Annotated in this window: 17 protein-coding genes; 5 read left to right on the forward strand and 12 right to left on the reverse strand. The window is 72.2% G+C overall.

Translation table 11 applies throughout. The features are described from left to right. Positions 1 to 78: 78 nt before the first annotated feature. A complete protein-coding gene (locus ACZ418_RS30110; protein ID WP_468369125.1) occupies positions 79 to 462 on the forward strand; it encodes a nuclear transport factor 2 family protein in 384 nt (127 codons plus the stop codon). A 392-nt stretch (positions 463 to 854) separates the two neighbouring features. Here ACZ418_RS30110 and mgrA read toward each other — a convergent pair whose 3' ends face one another. After that, positions 855 to 1,847 (reverse strand): L-glyceraldehyde 3-phosphate reductase, encoded by a 993-nt coding sequence (mgrA, locus tag ACZ418_RS30115; RefSeq protein WP_468369127.1) that lies wholly within the window; start codon positions 1,845 to 1,847, stop codon positions 855 to 857. 111 nt (positions 1,848 to 1,958) lie between these two features. Here mgrA and ACZ418_RS30120 point away from each other — a divergent pair, with 111 nt between their 5' ends. Together ACZ418_RS30120 and ACZ418_RS30125 are read left to right on the forward strand one after the other, a co-directional pair. Then, positions 1,959 to 2,885, forward strand: coding sequence for a LysR family transcriptional regulator (locus ACZ418_RS30120; protein WP_468369130.1), 927 nt, complete (start codon positions 1,959 to 1,961; stop codon positions 2,883 to 2,885). A 212-nt stretch (positions 2,886 to 3,097) separates the two neighbouring features. After that, positions 3,098 to 3,613: a mycothiol transferase gene (locus tag ACZ418_RS30125; RefSeq protein WP_468369133.1), complete on the forward strand. Its 516-nt coding sequence runs from the start codon at positions 3,098 to 3,100 to the stop codon at positions 3,611 to 3,613. Here the strand turns inward: ACZ418_RS30125 and ACZ418_RS30130 are convergent. The 10 genes from ACZ418_RS30130 to ACZ418_RS30175 all read right to left on the reverse strand — a co-directional run bounded on the left by ACZ418_RS30130 (position 3,595) and on the right by ACZ418_RS30175 (position 12,269). Next, complete coding sequence (locus ACZ418_RS30130; protein ID WP_468369135.1) at positions 3,595 to 4,665, reverse strand: adenosine deaminase; 1,071 nt, start codon at positions 4,663 to 4,665, stop codon at positions 3,595 to 3,597. The genes ACZ418_RS30125 and ACZ418_RS30130 overlap by 19 nt on opposite strands. Positions 4,666 to 4,708: 43 nt before the next feature. After that, a complete protein-coding gene (locus ACZ418_RS30135) occupies positions 4,709 to 5,095 on the reverse strand; it encodes a VOC family protein (RefSeq protein ID WP_468369137.1) in 387 nt (128 codons plus the stop codon). 129 nt (positions 5,096 to 5,224) lie between these two features. Further along, entirely contained in the window at positions 5,225 to 6,160 is a 936-nt protein-coding gene (locus ACZ418_RS30140; protein WP_468369140.1) for a M48 family metalloprotease, read from the reverse strand. Next, complete coding sequence (locus ACZ418_RS30145) at positions 6,157 to 6,537, reverse strand: BlaI/MecI/CopY family transcriptional regulator (protein ID WP_468369142.1); 381 nt, start codon at positions 6,535 to 6,537, stop codon at positions 6,157 to 6,159. Before ACZ418_RS30145 ends, ACZ418_RS30140 begins: the two co-directional genes overlap by 4 nt. 94 nt (positions 6,538 to 6,631) lie before the next feature. Beyond that, positions 6,632 to 7,555 (reverse strand): aldo/keto reductase, encoded by a 924-nt coding sequence (locus ACZ418_RS30150; RefSeq protein WP_468369145.1) that lies wholly within the window; start codon positions 7,553 to 7,555, stop codon positions 6,632 to 6,634. A gap of 41 nt (positions 7,556 to 7,596) precedes the next feature. Next, positions 7,597 to 8,919 carry an aldehyde dehydrogenase family protein gene (locus tag ACZ418_RS30155; protein WP_468369147.1) on the reverse strand — a complete coding sequence of 441 codons (1,323 nt, stop codon included), beginning with the start codon at positions 8,917 to 8,919 and terminating at the stop codon, positions 7,597 to 7,599. Between the two features lie 114 nt (positions 8,920 to 9,033). After that, positions 9,034 to 10,236, reverse strand: coding sequence for an RNA polymerase sigma factor (locus ACZ418_RS30160; RefSeq protein WP_468369149.1), 1,203 nt, complete (start codon positions 10,234 to 10,236; stop codon positions 9,034 to 9,036). Between the two features lie 45 nt (positions 10,237 to 10,281). Continuing rightward, positions 10,282 to 10,710 (reverse strand): ATP-binding protein, encoded by a 429-nt coding sequence (locus tag ACZ418_RS30165; protein WP_468369151.1) that lies wholly within the window; start codon positions 10,708 to 10,710, stop codon positions 10,282 to 10,284. Between the two features lie 127 nt (positions 10,711 to 10,837). Beyond that, a complete protein-coding gene (locus tag ACZ418_RS30170) occupies positions 10,838 to 11,626 on the reverse strand; it encodes a zf-HC2 domain-containing protein (protein ID WP_468369153.1) in 789 nt (262 codons plus the stop codon). A gap of 25 nt (positions 11,627 to 11,651) precedes the next feature. Further along, positions 11,652 to 12,269, reverse strand: coding sequence for a sigma-70 family RNA polymerase sigma factor (locus ACZ418_RS30175; RefSeq protein ID WP_468369155.1), 618 nt, complete (start codon positions 12,267 to 12,269; stop codon positions 11,652 to 11,654). A gap of 156 nt (positions 12,270 to 12,425) precedes the next feature. On the opposite strand from ACZ418_RS30175, the gene ACZ418_RS30180 reads away from it, so the two are divergent. Together ACZ418_RS30180 and ACZ418_RS30185 are read left to right on the forward strand one after the other, a co-directional pair. After that, a complete protein-coding gene (locus ACZ418_RS30180) occupies positions 12,426 to 12,908 on the forward strand; it encodes a cupredoxin domain-containing protein (protein ID WP_468369158.1) in 483 nt (160 codons plus the stop codon). Further along, a complete protein-coding gene (locus ACZ418_RS30185) occupies positions 12,905 to 13,894 on the forward strand; it encodes a metallophosphoesterase family protein (protein WP_468369161.1) in 990 nt (329 codons plus the stop codon). The genes ACZ418_RS30180 and ACZ418_RS30185 overlap by 4 nt, the downstream gene beginning before the upstream one ends. Positions 13,895 to 13,924: 30 nt before the next feature. Here the strand turns inward: ACZ418_RS30185 and ACZ418_RS30190 are convergent, their stop codons facing one another. Next, positions 13,925 to 14,275 (reverse strand): YciI family protein, encoded by a 351-nt coding sequence (locus ACZ418_RS30190; RefSeq protein ID WP_388634247.1) that lies wholly within the window; start codon positions 14,273 to 14,275, stop codon positions 13,925 to 13,927. Positions 14,276 to 14,289 lie beyond the last annotated feature (14 nt).

Below are 14,289 nucleotides of genomic sequence, written 5' to 3' on the forward strand. Positions count from 1 at the left end.
CACCGGATCGGCGAAGCCCGGATCCGGATTCGACCAGCCCTTACCAGCAGTTAAGACCTCGATGGAGGCTGATTCACCATGTCCGTGAACACCGACCGTTACGAGAGCGCCGCGGCCCGTTACTTCGAGGCCTGGAACGCCACCGAGCCGGAGGCGCTGAAGAAGGCGGTCGCCGCCGCGTGGACCGCCGACGGCGGCTACACCGACCCGCTCGCCGACGTCCGCGGCCACGAGGGCATCGCGGCCGTGATCGCGGCGGTGCACGAGCAGTTCCCCGGGTTCGTCTTCCGCCGGGTCGGTGCGGTGGACGGACACCACGACACCGCGCGCTTCGGCTGGGAGCTGGTCAGCGAGGCCGACAGCTCGGCGCCGGTGGCCGGGTTCGACGTCGTCACCCTGGACGACGAGGGCCGGATCCGGCAGGTGCTGGGCTTCCTGGACCGGGTGCCGGCCGGTGCCTGACAGCACCTGGCGCGGAGCCGTGGCCGACCGAGCGGACCACTTCCGCCACCGGGACGGAGTGCTGCCTCAGGGCACGGGTGGGCCGGGTCGGCATGCATCAGGCGCAGGGCCGGGGCCAGGCGCCCGTCGGCCGGCGCCCGCAGCCGGCGAGGTGGTCGCGGGGCCTGCGCTTCTCCCCCGTGGTCTTCGACGACCTTGGCGAGGCCGGTGCCGATGATCTGGCCGGGCGTTGGCTGTCTGGTGCGCCACCCGCCCGCAACTCGGCGGGCTGGGCGGCGTCTCCTGCGAGAACTGCGACAGCAGCCCCTTGGCGGCCCCGGAGAGCGAGGCCGGATGGAGGGCGCAGCCAGGGCTGCCCCGGCCTGCCGCCGTACGCCGCCGCCCGGGGCTGCTCAGCCCTGCACGATCGCGTCGATCCGCGCCAGTTCCCCGGCGTCGAAGTCCAGGTTGCGGATGGTGCCGACGCTGTCCTCGAGCTGCTGCGGGCTGCTCGCGCCGACCAGCGCGGAGGTGACCCGGCCGCCGCGCAGCACCCAGGCCAGGGCCAGCTGGGCCAGGGTCTGGCCGCGGGACTTGGCGACCTCGTCGAGGGAGCGCAGGCGGGCCACGAGGTCCTCGGTGACCGCGTCCGAGTTCAGGAAGGGGCTGTCGCTCGCGGCCCGCGAGTCCTCGGGGATGCCGTCGAGGTAGCGGCCGGTGAGCAGGCCCTGCTCCAGCGGGGAGTAGGCGATGGAGCCGATCTGCAGTTCGTCCAGGGTGGTGAGGAGGTCCTGCTGCTCGGGCCGGCGGTCGAGCATCGAGTAGCGCGGCTGGTGGATGAGCAGGGGGGTGCCGAGGTCGGCGAGGATGCGGGCGGCCTCGCGGGTCTGCTCCGGCGAGTAGTTGGAGACGCCAACGTACAGCGCCTTGCCCTGCTGCACCGCCGAGTGCAGGGCACCCATCGTCTCCTCCAGCGGAGTGTCCGGGTCGGGGCGGTGCGAGTAGAAGATGTCGACGTGGTCCAGGCCCATGCGCTTCAGGCTCTGGTCGAGCGAGGACAGCAGGTACTTGCGCGAGCCCCATTCGCCGTACGGGCCGGGCCACATCAGATAGCCGGCCTTGGTGGAGATGATCAATTCGTCGCGGTACGGCCCGAAGTCGGCCTTCAGCGCCTCGCCGAGCGCGGACTCGGCGGCGCCGGGCGGCGGGCCATAGTTGTTGGCGAGGTCGAAGTGGGTGACGCCCAGGTCGAAGGCGCGGCGCAGGATGGCCCGCTGGGTCTCGACCGGCCGGTCCGGGCCGAAGTTGTGCCACAGGCCGAGGGACAGGGCAGGGAGCTTCAGCCCGCTGCGTCCGGTGCGCCGGTAGGGCATGTCGGCGTATCGGTCGGGGTGTGCGGTGTACAACGCGACTCCAGAGGGGTTGGCACACGATCTACCGGTTCCACTCTTCCCCGGGGCGCGGGCAGCGGTCCAACAGAAGAATCCGATGGAATTCAGCGGCTAGGCTTCTCAATCATGGAACTGCGCCATCTCCAGCACTTCGTCGCCGTTGCCGAGGACCAGCATTTCACCCGGGCCGCCGAACGCCTGATGGTGTCCCAGTCGGGGTTGTCGGCGTCCATCCGGGCGCTGGAGCGGGAGCTGCGGGCGCCGCTGTTCGTGCGTACCACCAGGCGGGTGACGCTCACCGAGGCGGGGCGGGCGCTGCTGGTGGAGGCCGAGCGGATCCTGGCGCAGGTCCGTGCGGCGCACGAGGCGGTCGCGGCGGTGCAGGGCGTGCTGCGCGGCACGCTGGCGCTGGGCACCGAGCAGTGCATCGCCGGAGTGCACGTGGCACGGCTGCTGGCCGCGTTCCGGGGCCGGCATCCGGACGTGGAGATCCGGCTGCGGCAGGCCGGTTCGGGTGCGCTGGCCGAGGAGGTGGCGGCCGGCCGGATCGACCTCGCCTTCGCCTACCGCACCCAGGCGGACAGCGACCAGCTGCGTTCGGTGTCGCTGACGAGCGAGCCGATGACCGTGCTGTGCCATCCCGGCCACCGGCTGGCCTCGGCCGGCGCGGTGCTGGCCCCCGAGGACCTGACCGGTGAGGTCTTCGTGGACTTCCACCCGGACTGGGGTCCGCGCCGCACCACCGACGCCGCGTTCGCCGCGGCCGGTGTCCGGCGCACGGTCGCACTGGAGGTCAACGACGTGCACAGCCTGCTGGACCTGGTGGACGAGAACCTGGGGATCGCGGTCGTACCCCGGCACTTCCGGCACAAGCGGCCCTCGCTCACGGCGCTGCCGCTGAAGGGCACGGGCGAGACGGAGTACGAGACCGTGGCGCTGCTGCCGCCGGACCGCGCCACCAGTCCGGCCGCCCGGGCGCTCGTCGCGCTCCTGGAGACCGGCGTTGGGACAGGGGGCCTGGCACCACCCCAGGAGGGGTCCCAGGTCTCCTGATCACGGCCGCCCGCCCCCGCAGAGCGCACTCACCGGCCTGGGCACCGGCCGGACAGCGGCACACCCCGCAGGCGGGGTGACGGATCGTCACCGTCCTTTTCTGGCAGGGGCGTCTGACACCGGACGGCGGCACCCCCCCCGGGTGCCGCTCGGCTTCCACGGGAGTTGGATTCCGGAGGCGTGAGTGCCCGCTGTTTGGGATGGTGGACGGTATGCATGCAAAGGACATCCTCATCGACGGCTACGGCCGCATCCAGGAAGAAGTCCATGCCGCCCTCGACGGCCTCGGACCGGACGCGCTGCACCACCGCCCGGCCCCCGACGCCAACTCCGTCGCCTGGCTCGTGTGGCATCTCACCCGGGTGCAGGACGACCACATCGCCGACGCCTTCGACCTCGACCAGGTGTGGCTCTCCCAGGGCTGGGAGAAGCGCTTCGGCCTCGACCTGCCCCGGCACGACACCGGCTACGGGCACAGCCCGGCCAAGGTCGCCAAGGTGCGGGTCGAGTCCGCCGACCTGCTCACCGGCTACTACGACGCCGTGCACGAGCAGACCCTCGGCGCGCTGCGCGGCCTTGCCGCCAAGGATCTGGAACGGATCGTGGACGAGCGCTGGGATCCCCCGGTCAGCCTGGGTGTCCGGCTGGTGAGCGTCCTGTCCGACGACCTTCAGCACATCGGACAGGCCGCCTACCTCAGGGGGCTGGTTCAGAGCGCGGCCGCGTAACCCGGCAGGACCACGTCCTCGATGAGGGCCGTGCGCTCGTCGAACGGGACGAAGGCGCTCTTGAGGGCGTTCACCGTGACCGTGCGCAGGTCCTCGACGGTCCAGCCGGCCTCCTCGACCAGCAGGGACATCTCCCGGGTCATCGTCGTCCCCGACACCAGACGGTTGTCGGTGTTGAGGGTGACCCGGAAGCCGAGGTCCTTCAGGGCCGTGATCGGGTGCTCGGCGATCGAGGCGGCGCAGCCGGTCTGCAGGTTGGAGGTGGGGCACATCTCCAGGGCGATCCGGCGGTCGCGCACCCAGGAGGCGAGCCGGCCGAGCTTGCCGTCCACGATGTCCTCGGTCAGCCGCACCCCGTGGCCGATCCGCTGGGCGCCGCACACCTGCAGGGCCTGGTGGATGCTGGGCAGGCCGTGCGCCTCGCCGGCGTGGATGGTGAAGGGCACGCTCTCGCGACGCAGGTGCTCGAAGGCCGCGAGGTGGTCGGCGGGCGGGAAGCCGTCCTCGGCGCCGGCGATGTCGAAGCCGACGACACCGGCGTCGCGGTAGGCCACGGCCAGGTCGGCGGCCTCGCGGACCCGGTCGAACATCCGCATGCCGCACAGCAGGGTGCCGACCCGTACGGGGGTGCCGGCGGCGGCCGCCTTGGCCATACCGGCGGCGAGGCCCTCCTGCACGGTCTCCACGACCTCGCTCATCGACAGCCCGCCCTGGGTGTTCAGCTCGGGGGCGTAGCGCACCTCGGCGTAGACGACACCGTCGGCGGCGAGGTCCAGCACATACTCCTCGGCGGTGCGCAGCAGGCCCTCACGGGTCTGCATGACGGCGAGGGTGTGCTCGAAGGTGGCTATGTAGCGCACCAGGTCGCCCGAGTTGGCGGCCTCGAAGTACCAGGCGGCCAGCTCGTCGGGGTCGGTGGTGGGCAGGGTGTGACCGATCTCCGCCGCGAGTTCGACGACGGTGGCGGGGCGCAGGCCGCCGTCGAGGTGGTCGTGCAGCACGGCCTTGGGGAGCCGGCGGAGGGTCTCGGTGTCGATGCGGGGCGCGGTCATGGCAGGGCGTTCCTCGGCAGGTGGTTCGGTGTTTCGGAAGTGATCAGGCGGCGGGCTGGAGCAGGTCCCAGCGGTTGCCGTACAGGTCCCGGAAGACGGCGACGGTGCCGTAGGGCTCGTGGCGCGGCTCCTCCAGGAAGGTCACGCCGGCCGCGGCCATCCGGGCGTGGTCGCGGGCGAAGTCGTCGGTGTGCAGGAAGAACCCGACGCGCCCGCCGGTCTGGTCGCCGACGCGGGCCCGCTGGGCCTCGCCCCTGGCGCGGGCCAGCAGCAGCCCGGTGCCGGGGCCGCCGGGTTCCACGACGACCCAGCGGGAGCCGTCGGGGCGCGGGGCGTCCTCGGCGAGCCGGAAGCCGAGGGCCTCGGTGTAGAAGCGAATGGCCTCGTCGTAGTCGTCGACGACGAGGGTGACCAGGGCGACGCGTCGCATCGGAACCTTCCGGTGAGGGCGGTTAGCGGGTGAGGTTATACGTAAAACGCCTCCGGCGCCAGTCTCGTTCTACGCGCGTTGCGACCGGGTTGCCGAAAGGTTGCCGCGACTGATCCCGGGTGCTGCGCGTCAGGGCCGTTCGTCGCCCTGGGCGATCTCCACCCGTTGGTGGAAATCGGCCATGCCGGCGACCGAGGCGGCGCAGGAGACGGCGGTGCAGGCGATGAGCAGGGCGGCGATCGCACGGCCGGCCCGGGGCACGAGAGGTGCGGCCAGCAGCGCCTCGACGCGCTGCGGGACGGGGCCGGTGGTCGCGGCAGGCGCGAAGTCGGGACGCCCGGAGTGGGCTGAGCGGGCCGCCTGTCCGGCGAGGGCCGCGCGGGCGATGGCCCGGGCGGTCAGGCGCCGGTCGCCGACACTCGCGGCGGCGGCCTCGTCGGCGGCGCGCTCGGCGGCGAGGCGGATGGTCCCGCGGACCGGGCGAAGTGCCGGATGACAGTGCGCGGTGAGTTCGGCGGCGGCCAGGAAGTAGTGGTGGTGGCCGTCGTTGTGCGCCCGTTCGTGTGCGAACAGCGCCTCCCGCTCGGGGCCGTCCAGGCTGCGCAGCATCGCGGTGGTGACGACGATGCGGTGCGGACGGCCGGGCAGCGCGTAGGCGTCCGGGCGGGGCGAGTCCACCACGCACAGATCGCCGGCCGAGGGGCCGCGCCCCGCCTCCGTGCGGGCCGCGCGGAAGGCGCGGGTCTGGTGCAGCACCGAGCGCACGAGGGTCCAGCCGCAGACGGCGAGCGCACCGACGGAGGTCGCGGCGGCCGGCAGCACGACGAGGTCCGAGGCGGTGCGCAGCGGGTGTATCAGCTCGCCGAGCGCGGCGAAGAGCGGGACCTTGAGCAGCCCGATGAGCACGAACGAGCCGAGCGCGGCCAGCGAGCAGCCGGCGAGCACCACCGCACAGCCGGTGACGGCCCACAGCGCGGCGGCCGGGGCCAGCCGGTCCAGGGCCCGGCGGGCCAGGGCCGGCAGGGCGAACGGCAGCAGCAGGGGCAGCAGGAGGAGCGCGGTCATCGTTCGTCGGGTTCGAGCAGGTCCCGCAGGATCCGTTCGTCGTCGGGGCTGAGCTGGGCGACGAAGCGGGCGAGGACGGTCTGGCGGTCGCTGTCCCGGTCGAGTTCGCTGTGCATCCGGCGGGCGGTGAGGCCATGGGCGTCCTGGACGTCCCGGACCGGGAGGTAGGCGTAGCCGCGGCCCTGGCGGTGCCGCTCGACGACGCCCTTGTCGTACAGGCGGGTGAGGATCGTGGTCACCGTCGTACGGGCCAGGTCCGCGCCGAGGCTCCGCTGGACCTGGCCGGGTGTCTGCGGTCCGCCCGCGGCCCAGAGTGCGGCCATGACGCTCGCCTCGAGCTCACCGGCCGGCCGGCGCTCGTCCTTCCCCTCGGTCATGGAACGTCCCTCACCCCGTCGTCGTGTGCGGTCCAGGCGACCGTCTACACGATGGTAGTCAATCGAGTCTTCGTACGGCTGTGCCCCCGCACCATTATGGGAGGGCCGATCGTCGGCTCGCCGGGGTGTGCAGGGCGTCGAGCCGTGCCAGTTCGTCCGAGGTGAGGCGCAGCGCGCCCGCCGCGACGTTCTCGGCGACGTGGTCCGGGTTGCCGGTGCCGGGGATGGCGAGGACATGGGGCCCCTGGTGCAGGGTCCAGGCGATGCGAAGCTGCGCGGGGCTCACTCCGTGGGCGCGGGCGATGTCGCGCACGGTGTCGTCATGGGTGTCGGCCGCCGCCCGCGGTCCGGCCTGGCCCGCGACGGCGAAGAAGGGGACGAACGCGATGCCGTGTTCGCCGCACAGGCGCAGCATCTCGTCGTCGACGGGATCGGGCCGGTCCAGGGCGTACCGGTTCTGGACGCACACCACCGGGGCGATCTCCAGTGCCTCGGCGAGGTGGCGCGGTCCGACACCGGAGATGCCCAGGTGGCGTATCAGGCCGGCCTCGCGCAGTTCGGCGAGCGCGCCGAAGTGCTCGGCGATCGAGTCCTGCTCCTGCCGGCGGAAGTTGACGACGTCGAGATGGTCGCGCCCGAGCTGGCGCAGGTTCTCCTCCACATGGCCGCGCAGCTGGTCGGGGCGAGCCGGGTCGCCCCACTCACCGTGGTAGCCCCGGAAGGGGCCGACCTTGGTGGTGATGACCAGGCCCTCGGGGTACGGGGCGAGGGCGGTGTTGATCAGTTCGTTGGCGGAGCGCGTGGCGGAGAAGTAGAAGGCGGCGGTGTCGATGTGGTTCACACCCAGTTCGACGGCCCGGCGCAGCACGGCGGTCGAGCGCGCACGGTCGCTGGGCGTGCCGAGGTGGAACGCGGCGCTGCCCGTCAGCCGCATGGCTCCGAAGCCGATGCGGTGGACGGGCAGGTCGCCGAGTTCGAAGGTGCCGGAGGCGTCCGCAGTGATCGTTTCAGCGGTCATTCGGCGGAGTTTCGCACATCCGCCCTGTCATGCAAGGGAATTCAGCTCAGCGGCTTGTCCAGGACCGCCTTGCGGTGGCTGAACGTCTCGATGGAGTAGCGCCCGTGGTAGCTGCCCGTGCCGCTCTCCCCCACCCCGCCGAAGGGCAGGTCGGAGACGGTCAGATGGGCGAGGGGTAGGCCGAGGCCGAGGCCGCCGGAGGAGGTCTCGGCGGCGATGCGCGCGCGGGTCTGCTCGGACTCGCTGAAGACGTAGAGGGCGAGCGGCTTGTCCCGGTCGTTGATGAAGGCGATCGCCTCGTCCAGGCCGGCCACGGTGACGAGGGGCAGGATCGGGCCGAAGATCTCCTCCTGCATGACGGGCGACCCGGGGTCGACGTCCGCGAGGACGGTCGGCGCGATGTACTTCGCCGTACGGTCGCTCTCGCCGCCGACCGCGACCCGGCCGGAGCCGAGCAGACCGAAGAGCCGGTCGAAGTGCCGCTCGTTGACGATCCGGCCGTACTCCGGCGACTCGGCCGGGTGGGCGCCGAACAGCGCCTCCACCGCGCGCACCAGCGCGGCCTCCAGGGCGGCGGCGGTCTCCGGGTCGGTCAGGACGTAGTCCGGGGCGACACAGGTCTGGCCGGCGTTGAGGAACTTGCCGCGGGCGAGCCGGTCCGCGACCACGTCCAGGTCGGTGCCTCGGTCCACGAACACCGGGGACTTGCCGCCCAGTTCGAGGGTGACCGGGGTGAGGTGCTCGGCGGCGGCGCGCATCACGATCCGGCCCACGGTGCCGTTGCCGGTGTAGAAGATGTGGTCGAAGCGCTCGGCCAGCAGGGCCGTGGTCTCCGGGACACCGCCCTCGACCACGGCGACCGCGTCGGTGTCCAGGTAGGCCGGGATCAGCTCGGCGAGGGCGGCCGAGGTGGCCGGGGCCAGCTCGCTCGGCTTGGCGACGACCGCGTTCCCGGAGGCCAGGGCGCCGACCATGGGGGCGAGCAGCAGCTGCGCCGGGTAGTTCCAGGGGGCGATGACGAGGACGACGCCGAGGGGGTCGTACTGCGTCCAGGCCGTCGCGTCGGCGCCGAGGTGGGCCGGGACGCGCGCCGGCTCCGGGCGCAGCCAGTCCGCCAGGTGCGCCAAGGTGTGGTCGATCTCGCGGATGGTGAAGTCGATCTCGGTGCGGTACGCCTCGGTGCTGCTCTTGCCGAGGTCGGCGTGCAGGGCGGCGGCGAGGTCGGCGCCGCGCTCGGTGAGCATCGCGCGCAGTCGGCGCAGCTGGCCGGTGCGCCACTCGACGGGCTTCGTGCGGCCGGTGGCGAAGGTGGCGCGCAGCCGGGCCACTATGTCGGCGGGCTGCTCGATGGCGGGGTGGTTCACGGATGCCTCGCTGGTGGTGCACGGGCGGGTTCGGCCCGAGCCTAGGTCTCAGTGGATGTATTTGCCAACCTTTCAGGTCCTCAAGTTCATTCCGGCCGGTCATGGTGACGCGGGTCACGTCGCGTCGGGGTGCGTCTCCCGGCGGCGCCGCTCCAGGTAGCCCCGCTCGGCCTCACTGCCGGCCAGTTCGGCGGCCAGGCCGTACTCCGCGGCGGCCTCGGCGGTGCGGCCCAGGCGGCGCAGCAGGTCGGCACGGACGGCGTGCAGCACGTGATACCTGCCGAGGTCGAGGGAGTCCACGAGGCCGAGCGCCCTGGCCGGCCCCTCGGCCTCGGCCACGGCGACCGCACGGTTCAGGGCGACGACCGGGGACGGCGCCACGGCCATGAGCTGGTCGTACAGGCGCAGGATCTGGTGCCAGTCGGTGGCCTCGGCGGTGGGCGCGTCGCTGTGCACGGCGTTGATCGCGGCCTGGATCTGGTACGGCCCGGGCTTGCCGCGGCGCAGGCAGTGCCGGACCAGGTCCTGGCCCTCGGCGATCAGCTCGCGGTCCCACAGCGTGCGGTCCTGCTCGGGCAGCGGGACGAGGACGCCGTCCGCGCCCTGCCGGGCCGGCCGCCGGGACTCGGTGAGCAGCATCAGCGCGAGCAGGCCGGTCACCTCGGGCTCTTCCGGCATCAGCGCGGCGAGCAGCCGGCCGAGCCGGAGCGCCTCCGCGCCCAGGGCCGGGTCGCCGGTGTAGCCCTCGTTGAAGATCAGGTAGACGACGGCGAGGACGCCGCCGAGCCGTTCGGGCAGGTCGGCGTCGTGGGGCACGCGGTACGGGATGCCCGCGTCCCGGATCTTCGCCTTGGCCCGCACCAGTCGCTGCGCGAGGGTCGGTTCGGGCACCAGGAAGGCGCGGGCGATCTGGGCGGTGCTCAGGCCGCCGAGGAGGCGCAGGGTGAGGGCGACCCGGGCCTGGAGGGCGAGCGCGGGGTGGCAGCAGGTGAAGATCAGACGGAGCCGGTCGTCCCGCACGGGGCCCTCCTCGGCCGGCGCGTCGGGCGCGTACAGCCGGGCGGACTCGGCGTGCCGGGCGTCCCGGGAGGACTCGCGGCGGAGCCGGTCGATGGCCCGGTTGCGCGCGGTGGTGATGATCCAGCCGGCCGGGCTCGGCGGCACACCGGCCTCCGGCCAGGTGCGTACGGCGGTGGTGAAGGCGTCCTGCACCGCTTCCTCGGCGAGGTCGATGTCGCCGAGGAAGCGGACGAGGACGGAGACCGCGCGCCCGTACTCGGCGCGGAAGACGGCCTCGACATCGACGGTGTCCGCCATGGGCGCCCGTGCCCTTCTGCGCTCGTCGGAAGCGTACGGGCCCGATCATGCCGAACAGCGCAGACAGGCGCGGACTTCTCGGCCACCGCGCGTCTGGTGGACCTCGGTCGACTGGGCGAGGGAGTCGACGATGCCGGTACCGCGGCCGTGCTCGTCCGGGGCCACGTCATGGCGGACGCGCTCGACCGCCGTTCCGGAGTCACTGACCACGATGTGCAGGGTGCCGCCGTCGAGGGCGAGCAGCAGCGTCATGCGTTCGCGGCCGTACTGGGCGGCGTTGGCGGCGAGTTCGTCGACGATGAGGACGGCGGAGTCCCGCTCACTCTCGGGCACGCACCAGCACTCCAGCAGCTCCGCCGCGAGATGACGGGCGGCGGGGACATGCGCCTCCTGCGCGGGCAGCGTGAGCATCGCCTGGTGGCGGCAGGACCGTGCGGGGGGTGAGCCGGCACGGGCGGAATCGGTCACGAACATGGTCTTCCGGCTCTTCTGCGTAGGAACCCGAATGTGAGCACTCATTCAGTTCTACGGACGACGAGCGCATATGGTTCGAGCCATTCGCCCTTTTTGTCCAACTTCTTTGACTCATCCCCGGATCGGCTCACGCCCGGATCGTGACCAGCTTCTGGCCGTTGCCCGCGACGATCTCGAAGTGCTCGATGGCCGCCGGGGACAAGGGGACCGCCCCGGGGACGGTGGTGCCGGGCGGGTACGTCCCCGCACGCCAAGTGGCGGCCTCCGACCTGGTTCCCCCGGGCCCGACCGCCTGCAACCGGCAGGTGATGCCCGCGGGCGCCCCATGGGCGGAGATCTGCAGCACACTGCCCCACGCCGAGGGGGAGACCCGCACCGACGCGGTGACGCCGGTGCCGGGGTCGCTTCCGGAGAAGACGCGCGACGGTGCCGGCGTGACCGGTGCGGGTCGTGTCGCCTGACCGGTCACGGTTCCGCCGATCGCCAGCAAGGTGCCGCCGACCGCGGCCCCGGCGACCAGCGTCAGCGACGCGACCGCACCGGCCAGTTGCCGACGCCAGGTCCTGCGGCGCCTGGCGGCGGCCTGCTGGAGCATCCGGTCGAGCAGCCCCGCCTCGGGGGCCCGAGGCGTCGTTGTGCCGGGCGGCGGCTGGGGTGAGCCCCCGGCGCTCTGCGCCGCCCGCCGTACCAGCCGATCGGCAGGGTCCTCGTCGCCGACGGGCACGGGCCGGCCCTCGGCCTCCGCCGCGGTGACCGTCGCGAGCAGCGCCGGAAGTCCAGCCAGCTCGGCGTGTTCCGCCCGGCACCCGTCGCATTCAGCGAGGTGCGCACGCACCCGTTCCGCCTCCGCCGGGGCCAGCGCGCCCAGGACGTATGCTCCGAGCGCCAGCCGGAGGGCCTCGTGGTCCGCGTTCATGGCCGGCACCTCCTCCATGCCGTGGTCATGGCTCGATGCCCCGTTCCCGCAGTGCCAGCTTCAGGGCGTGCAGGGCGTAGTACGTGCGCGACTTGACGGTGCCCGGCGGGATGCCCAGCACCCGCGCCGCCTCCGCCACGGTCCGGCCCCGGTAGTACGTCTCCAGCAGTACGGCGCGGTGGTCCGCGGACAGCGTCCGGAGGGCGTCGGCCACGGCCCAGCTCTGCAACGCCTGCTCGATCCGGTCCTCGCCCGCCGTCTGCGCGGCGCGGTCCAGGGCATCGCCGCCCACCTCCGCCGGCCTCGCCTGCCGGGCCCGGTGCGTGTCGATGACCAGGCGCCGGGCGACCGTGCACAGCCAGGCGCGGGCCGGGCCGCGTGCCGGGTCGAACGCGGCGGGGTGCTGCCACGCCCGCAGCAAGGTCTCCTGCACGACATCCTCGGCCCACTGCCGGTCTCCTGACGTCAGTCGCAGCACGTAGTGGAACAGAGGGCCTGCGTGCTCGGCATACAGAGCCCGGAGCAGTTCCTCGTCCGTGGTCGAAATGGTCCCGTTACCCGAGACACGGCGCCCGGAGCGATTCGGATCGGCCGCTTCGCCACGTTTTCGGGCACTCCATGGCATAGGCCGATCATCACGCATATCTGCGTATTTGTCGTGTCATGCCGAGTTACCGATGGGAAGCGGTGATAAGCGCGAAAAAGATGCGTATCGACCGAACCACACGACACCACCGCCCGTGAAACCAGGCATGAGCCGTCGCACACGGCATCACCTGACCAGTGGGGAATGCACATCATGTACGTCAACTTCCGCCCTGTGGGCCGCCGATCGCGCGGTGCGGCCGGGCTCGCCGTCGCCACCGCCGGTGTGCTGGGACTCCTGAGCGCGTGCGGTCACTCGCCACGCGCCTCGGACCCCGGCTCCCTCACGCCCGGCCCGGGTCAGCATCAACTGGCCGGCACACCCGGCATGACCATGCCCATGTCCTCTCCGAGCAGCGGTACGGCCGCCACACCGGTGGCCGCGAACACCGTGACGATCAAGAACTTCGCGTTCTCCCCGGCCACGCTCAAGGTCAGGGCGGGCACGACGGTGACCTGGACCAATCAGGACACCGACGCCCACACCGTCACGAGCGCCGGCTCTGGCGGCCCGCTGCACTCGTCCTCCCTCGCCCAGCGCGGCACGTACACCTACACGTTCACCAAGCCCGGCAGCTACGCCTACCTCTGCACCATCCATCCGTTCATGACCGGCACCGTGGAGGTGACCCCATGACCGCATACGACGACCAGCCGAGCGCGGCACCGGTCGGCGGCGCCGAAGAACCCTCTTCCGAACACGGCATGACTCGGCGTCAACTCATGCGGCACGCCGGATGGTTCGGCGGAGCCGTGGTGCTCACCGTGGCCGGTGGAGAGGTGATCAGCCATGTCGCCGACTCCGGGGACACCACCGCCCGGGCCGCCGCGGCACCGACCGGTGCACTGCGGTTCGTGCAGGTCTCCGACAGCCACATCGGCTTCCAGGGCCCGGCCAACACGGACGTGGTCGGCTCGTTCACCGAAGCGATCCGTCGGGTCAACGGGCTCGGGTACAGGCCCGACTTCGTCATGCACAGCGGCGACCTGACCCACCTGTCCACGGCGGGACAGTTCGACCAGGTCAGGCAGATGCTGGCCGGGCTGCGGACGGATCGTGTCTTCACCGTGCCGGGCGAGCACGACTCCATCGGCGACGCGGGCCGTGCCTACCGGCAGGCCTTCGGCAAGGGCACGCTCGGCGACGGCTGGTACAGCTTCGACACCCACGGTGTGCACTTCGTCGCCCTGGTCAACACCCTGAGCCTGGAGAAGCTGGGTCACCTCGGCACCGAGCAGATCGATTTCGTGCGCAAGGACCTCGCGGGTCTGCCGTCGGACACGCCCGTCGTGGTCTTCAGCCACATCCCGCTGTTCGCCATGTACCCGCGGTGGGGCTGGAGCACGGACGACGCGTTGAAGGTGATCTCGCTGCTGCGCCGCTTCTCCTCGGTCACCTGTCTCAATGGGCACGTCCACCAGCTGTTCACCAAGACGGAGGGCAACATCACCTTCCACTCCGCCACCACCACCGCCTACCCGCTGCCCAAGCCGGGGCAGGCACCCGCCCCCGCTCCCGAGGTCGTGCCCGCCCGACAGCTGAAGGACGCGCTCGGCATACGCACCGTGGGCTACCGGCGGGGAGACCGGCAGCTGGCGATCAAGGACGAGAGGCTGGCATGAACCAGCCTCCCGAGGTGTTCCGGCAAGACGCTAGTGCTGGTCCACGAAGGGCCGTACCTCGATGGGAAGTGTGGTCGCGAGGGCGGCCTTGCGGCCCCACTCCAGCGCCTCGTCGAGGTCGGCGGCCCTGATCAGGCACAGGCCGCCCAGGTACTCCTTGCCCTCGGCGTACGGGCCGTCGGTGATGAGTACCTCGCCGTCCTTGGGGCGCAGCATGGTGGCGGTCTCCGGGCCGTGCAGGCCGCCGGCGAAGACCCAGGCCCCGGCGGCGCGCAGCTCGTCGTTGAAGGCCTCGACGTTGCGCATGATCTCGGCGAGGGCCTCGGTGGCGGGCGGGGTCCCGCCGGCCGGCTGGACCACGCTGAGCAGGTAGTGCTTCATGACGTCCTCCTCGG

This window comes from Streptomyces sp. NPDC030820 (assembly GCF_055572075.1).

Coding starts and splice junctions, on each gene's coding strand:
- ACZ418_RS30135 (WP_468369137.1), bottom strand. CDS start 5,095: ATGCGACGCGTCGCCCTGGTCACCCTCGTCGTCGACGACTACGACGAG.
- ACZ418_RS30145 (WP_468369142.1), bottom strand. CDS start 6,537: ATGACCGAGGGGAAGGACGAGCGCCGGCCGGCCGGTGAGCTCGAGGCG.
- ACZ418_RS30120 (WP_468369130.1), top strand. CDS start 1,959: ATGGAACTGCGCCATCTCCAGCACTTCGTCGCCGTTGCCGAGGACCAG.
- ACZ418_RS30140 (WP_468369140.1), bottom strand. CDS start 6,160: ATGACCGCGCTCCTCCTGCTGCCCCTGCTGCTGCCGTTCGCCCTGCCG.
- ACZ418_RS30170 (WP_468369153.1), bottom strand. CDS start 11,626: ATGAACGCGGACCACGAGGCCCTCCGGCTGGCGCTCGGAGCATACGTC.
- ACZ418_RS30165 (WP_468369151.1), bottom strand. CDS start 10,710: ATGTTCGTGACCGATTCCGCCCGTGCCGGCTCACCCCCCGCACGGTCC.
- ACZ418_RS30175 (WP_468369155.1), bottom strand. CDS start 12,269: ATGCGTGATGATCGGCCTATGCCATGGAGTGCCCGAAAACGTGGCGAA.
- ACZ418_RS30125 (WP_468369133.1), top strand. CDS start 3,098: ATGCATGCAAAGGACATCCTCATCGACGGCTACGGCCGCATCCAGGAA.
- ACZ418_RS30110 (WP_468369125.1), top strand. CDS start 79: ATGTCCGTGAACACCGACCGTTACGAGAGCGCCGCGGCCCGTTACTTC.
- ACZ418_RS30160 (WP_468369149.1), bottom strand. CDS start 10,236: ATGGCGGACACCGTCGATGTCGAGGCCGTCTTCCGCGCCGAGTACGGG.
- ACZ418_RS30150 (WP_468369145.1), bottom strand. CDS start 7,555: ATGACCGCTGAAACGATCACTGCGGACGCCTCCGGCACCTTCGAACTC.
- ACZ418_RS30190 (WP_388634247.1), bottom strand. CDS start 14,275: ATGAAGCACTACCTGCTCAGCGTGGTCCAGCCGGCCGGCGGGACCCCG.
- ACZ418_RS30185 (WP_468369161.1), top strand. CDS start 12,905: ATGACCGCATACGACGACCAGCCGAGCGCGGCACCGGTCGGCGGCGCC.
- ACZ418_RS30130 (WP_468369135.1), bottom strand. CDS start 4,665: ATGACCGCGCCCCGCATCGACACCGAGACCCTCCGCCGGCTCCCCAAG.
- ACZ418_RS30180 (WP_468369158.1), top strand. CDS start 12,426: ATGTACGTCAACTTCCGCCCTGTGGGCCGCCGATCGCGCGGTGCGGCC.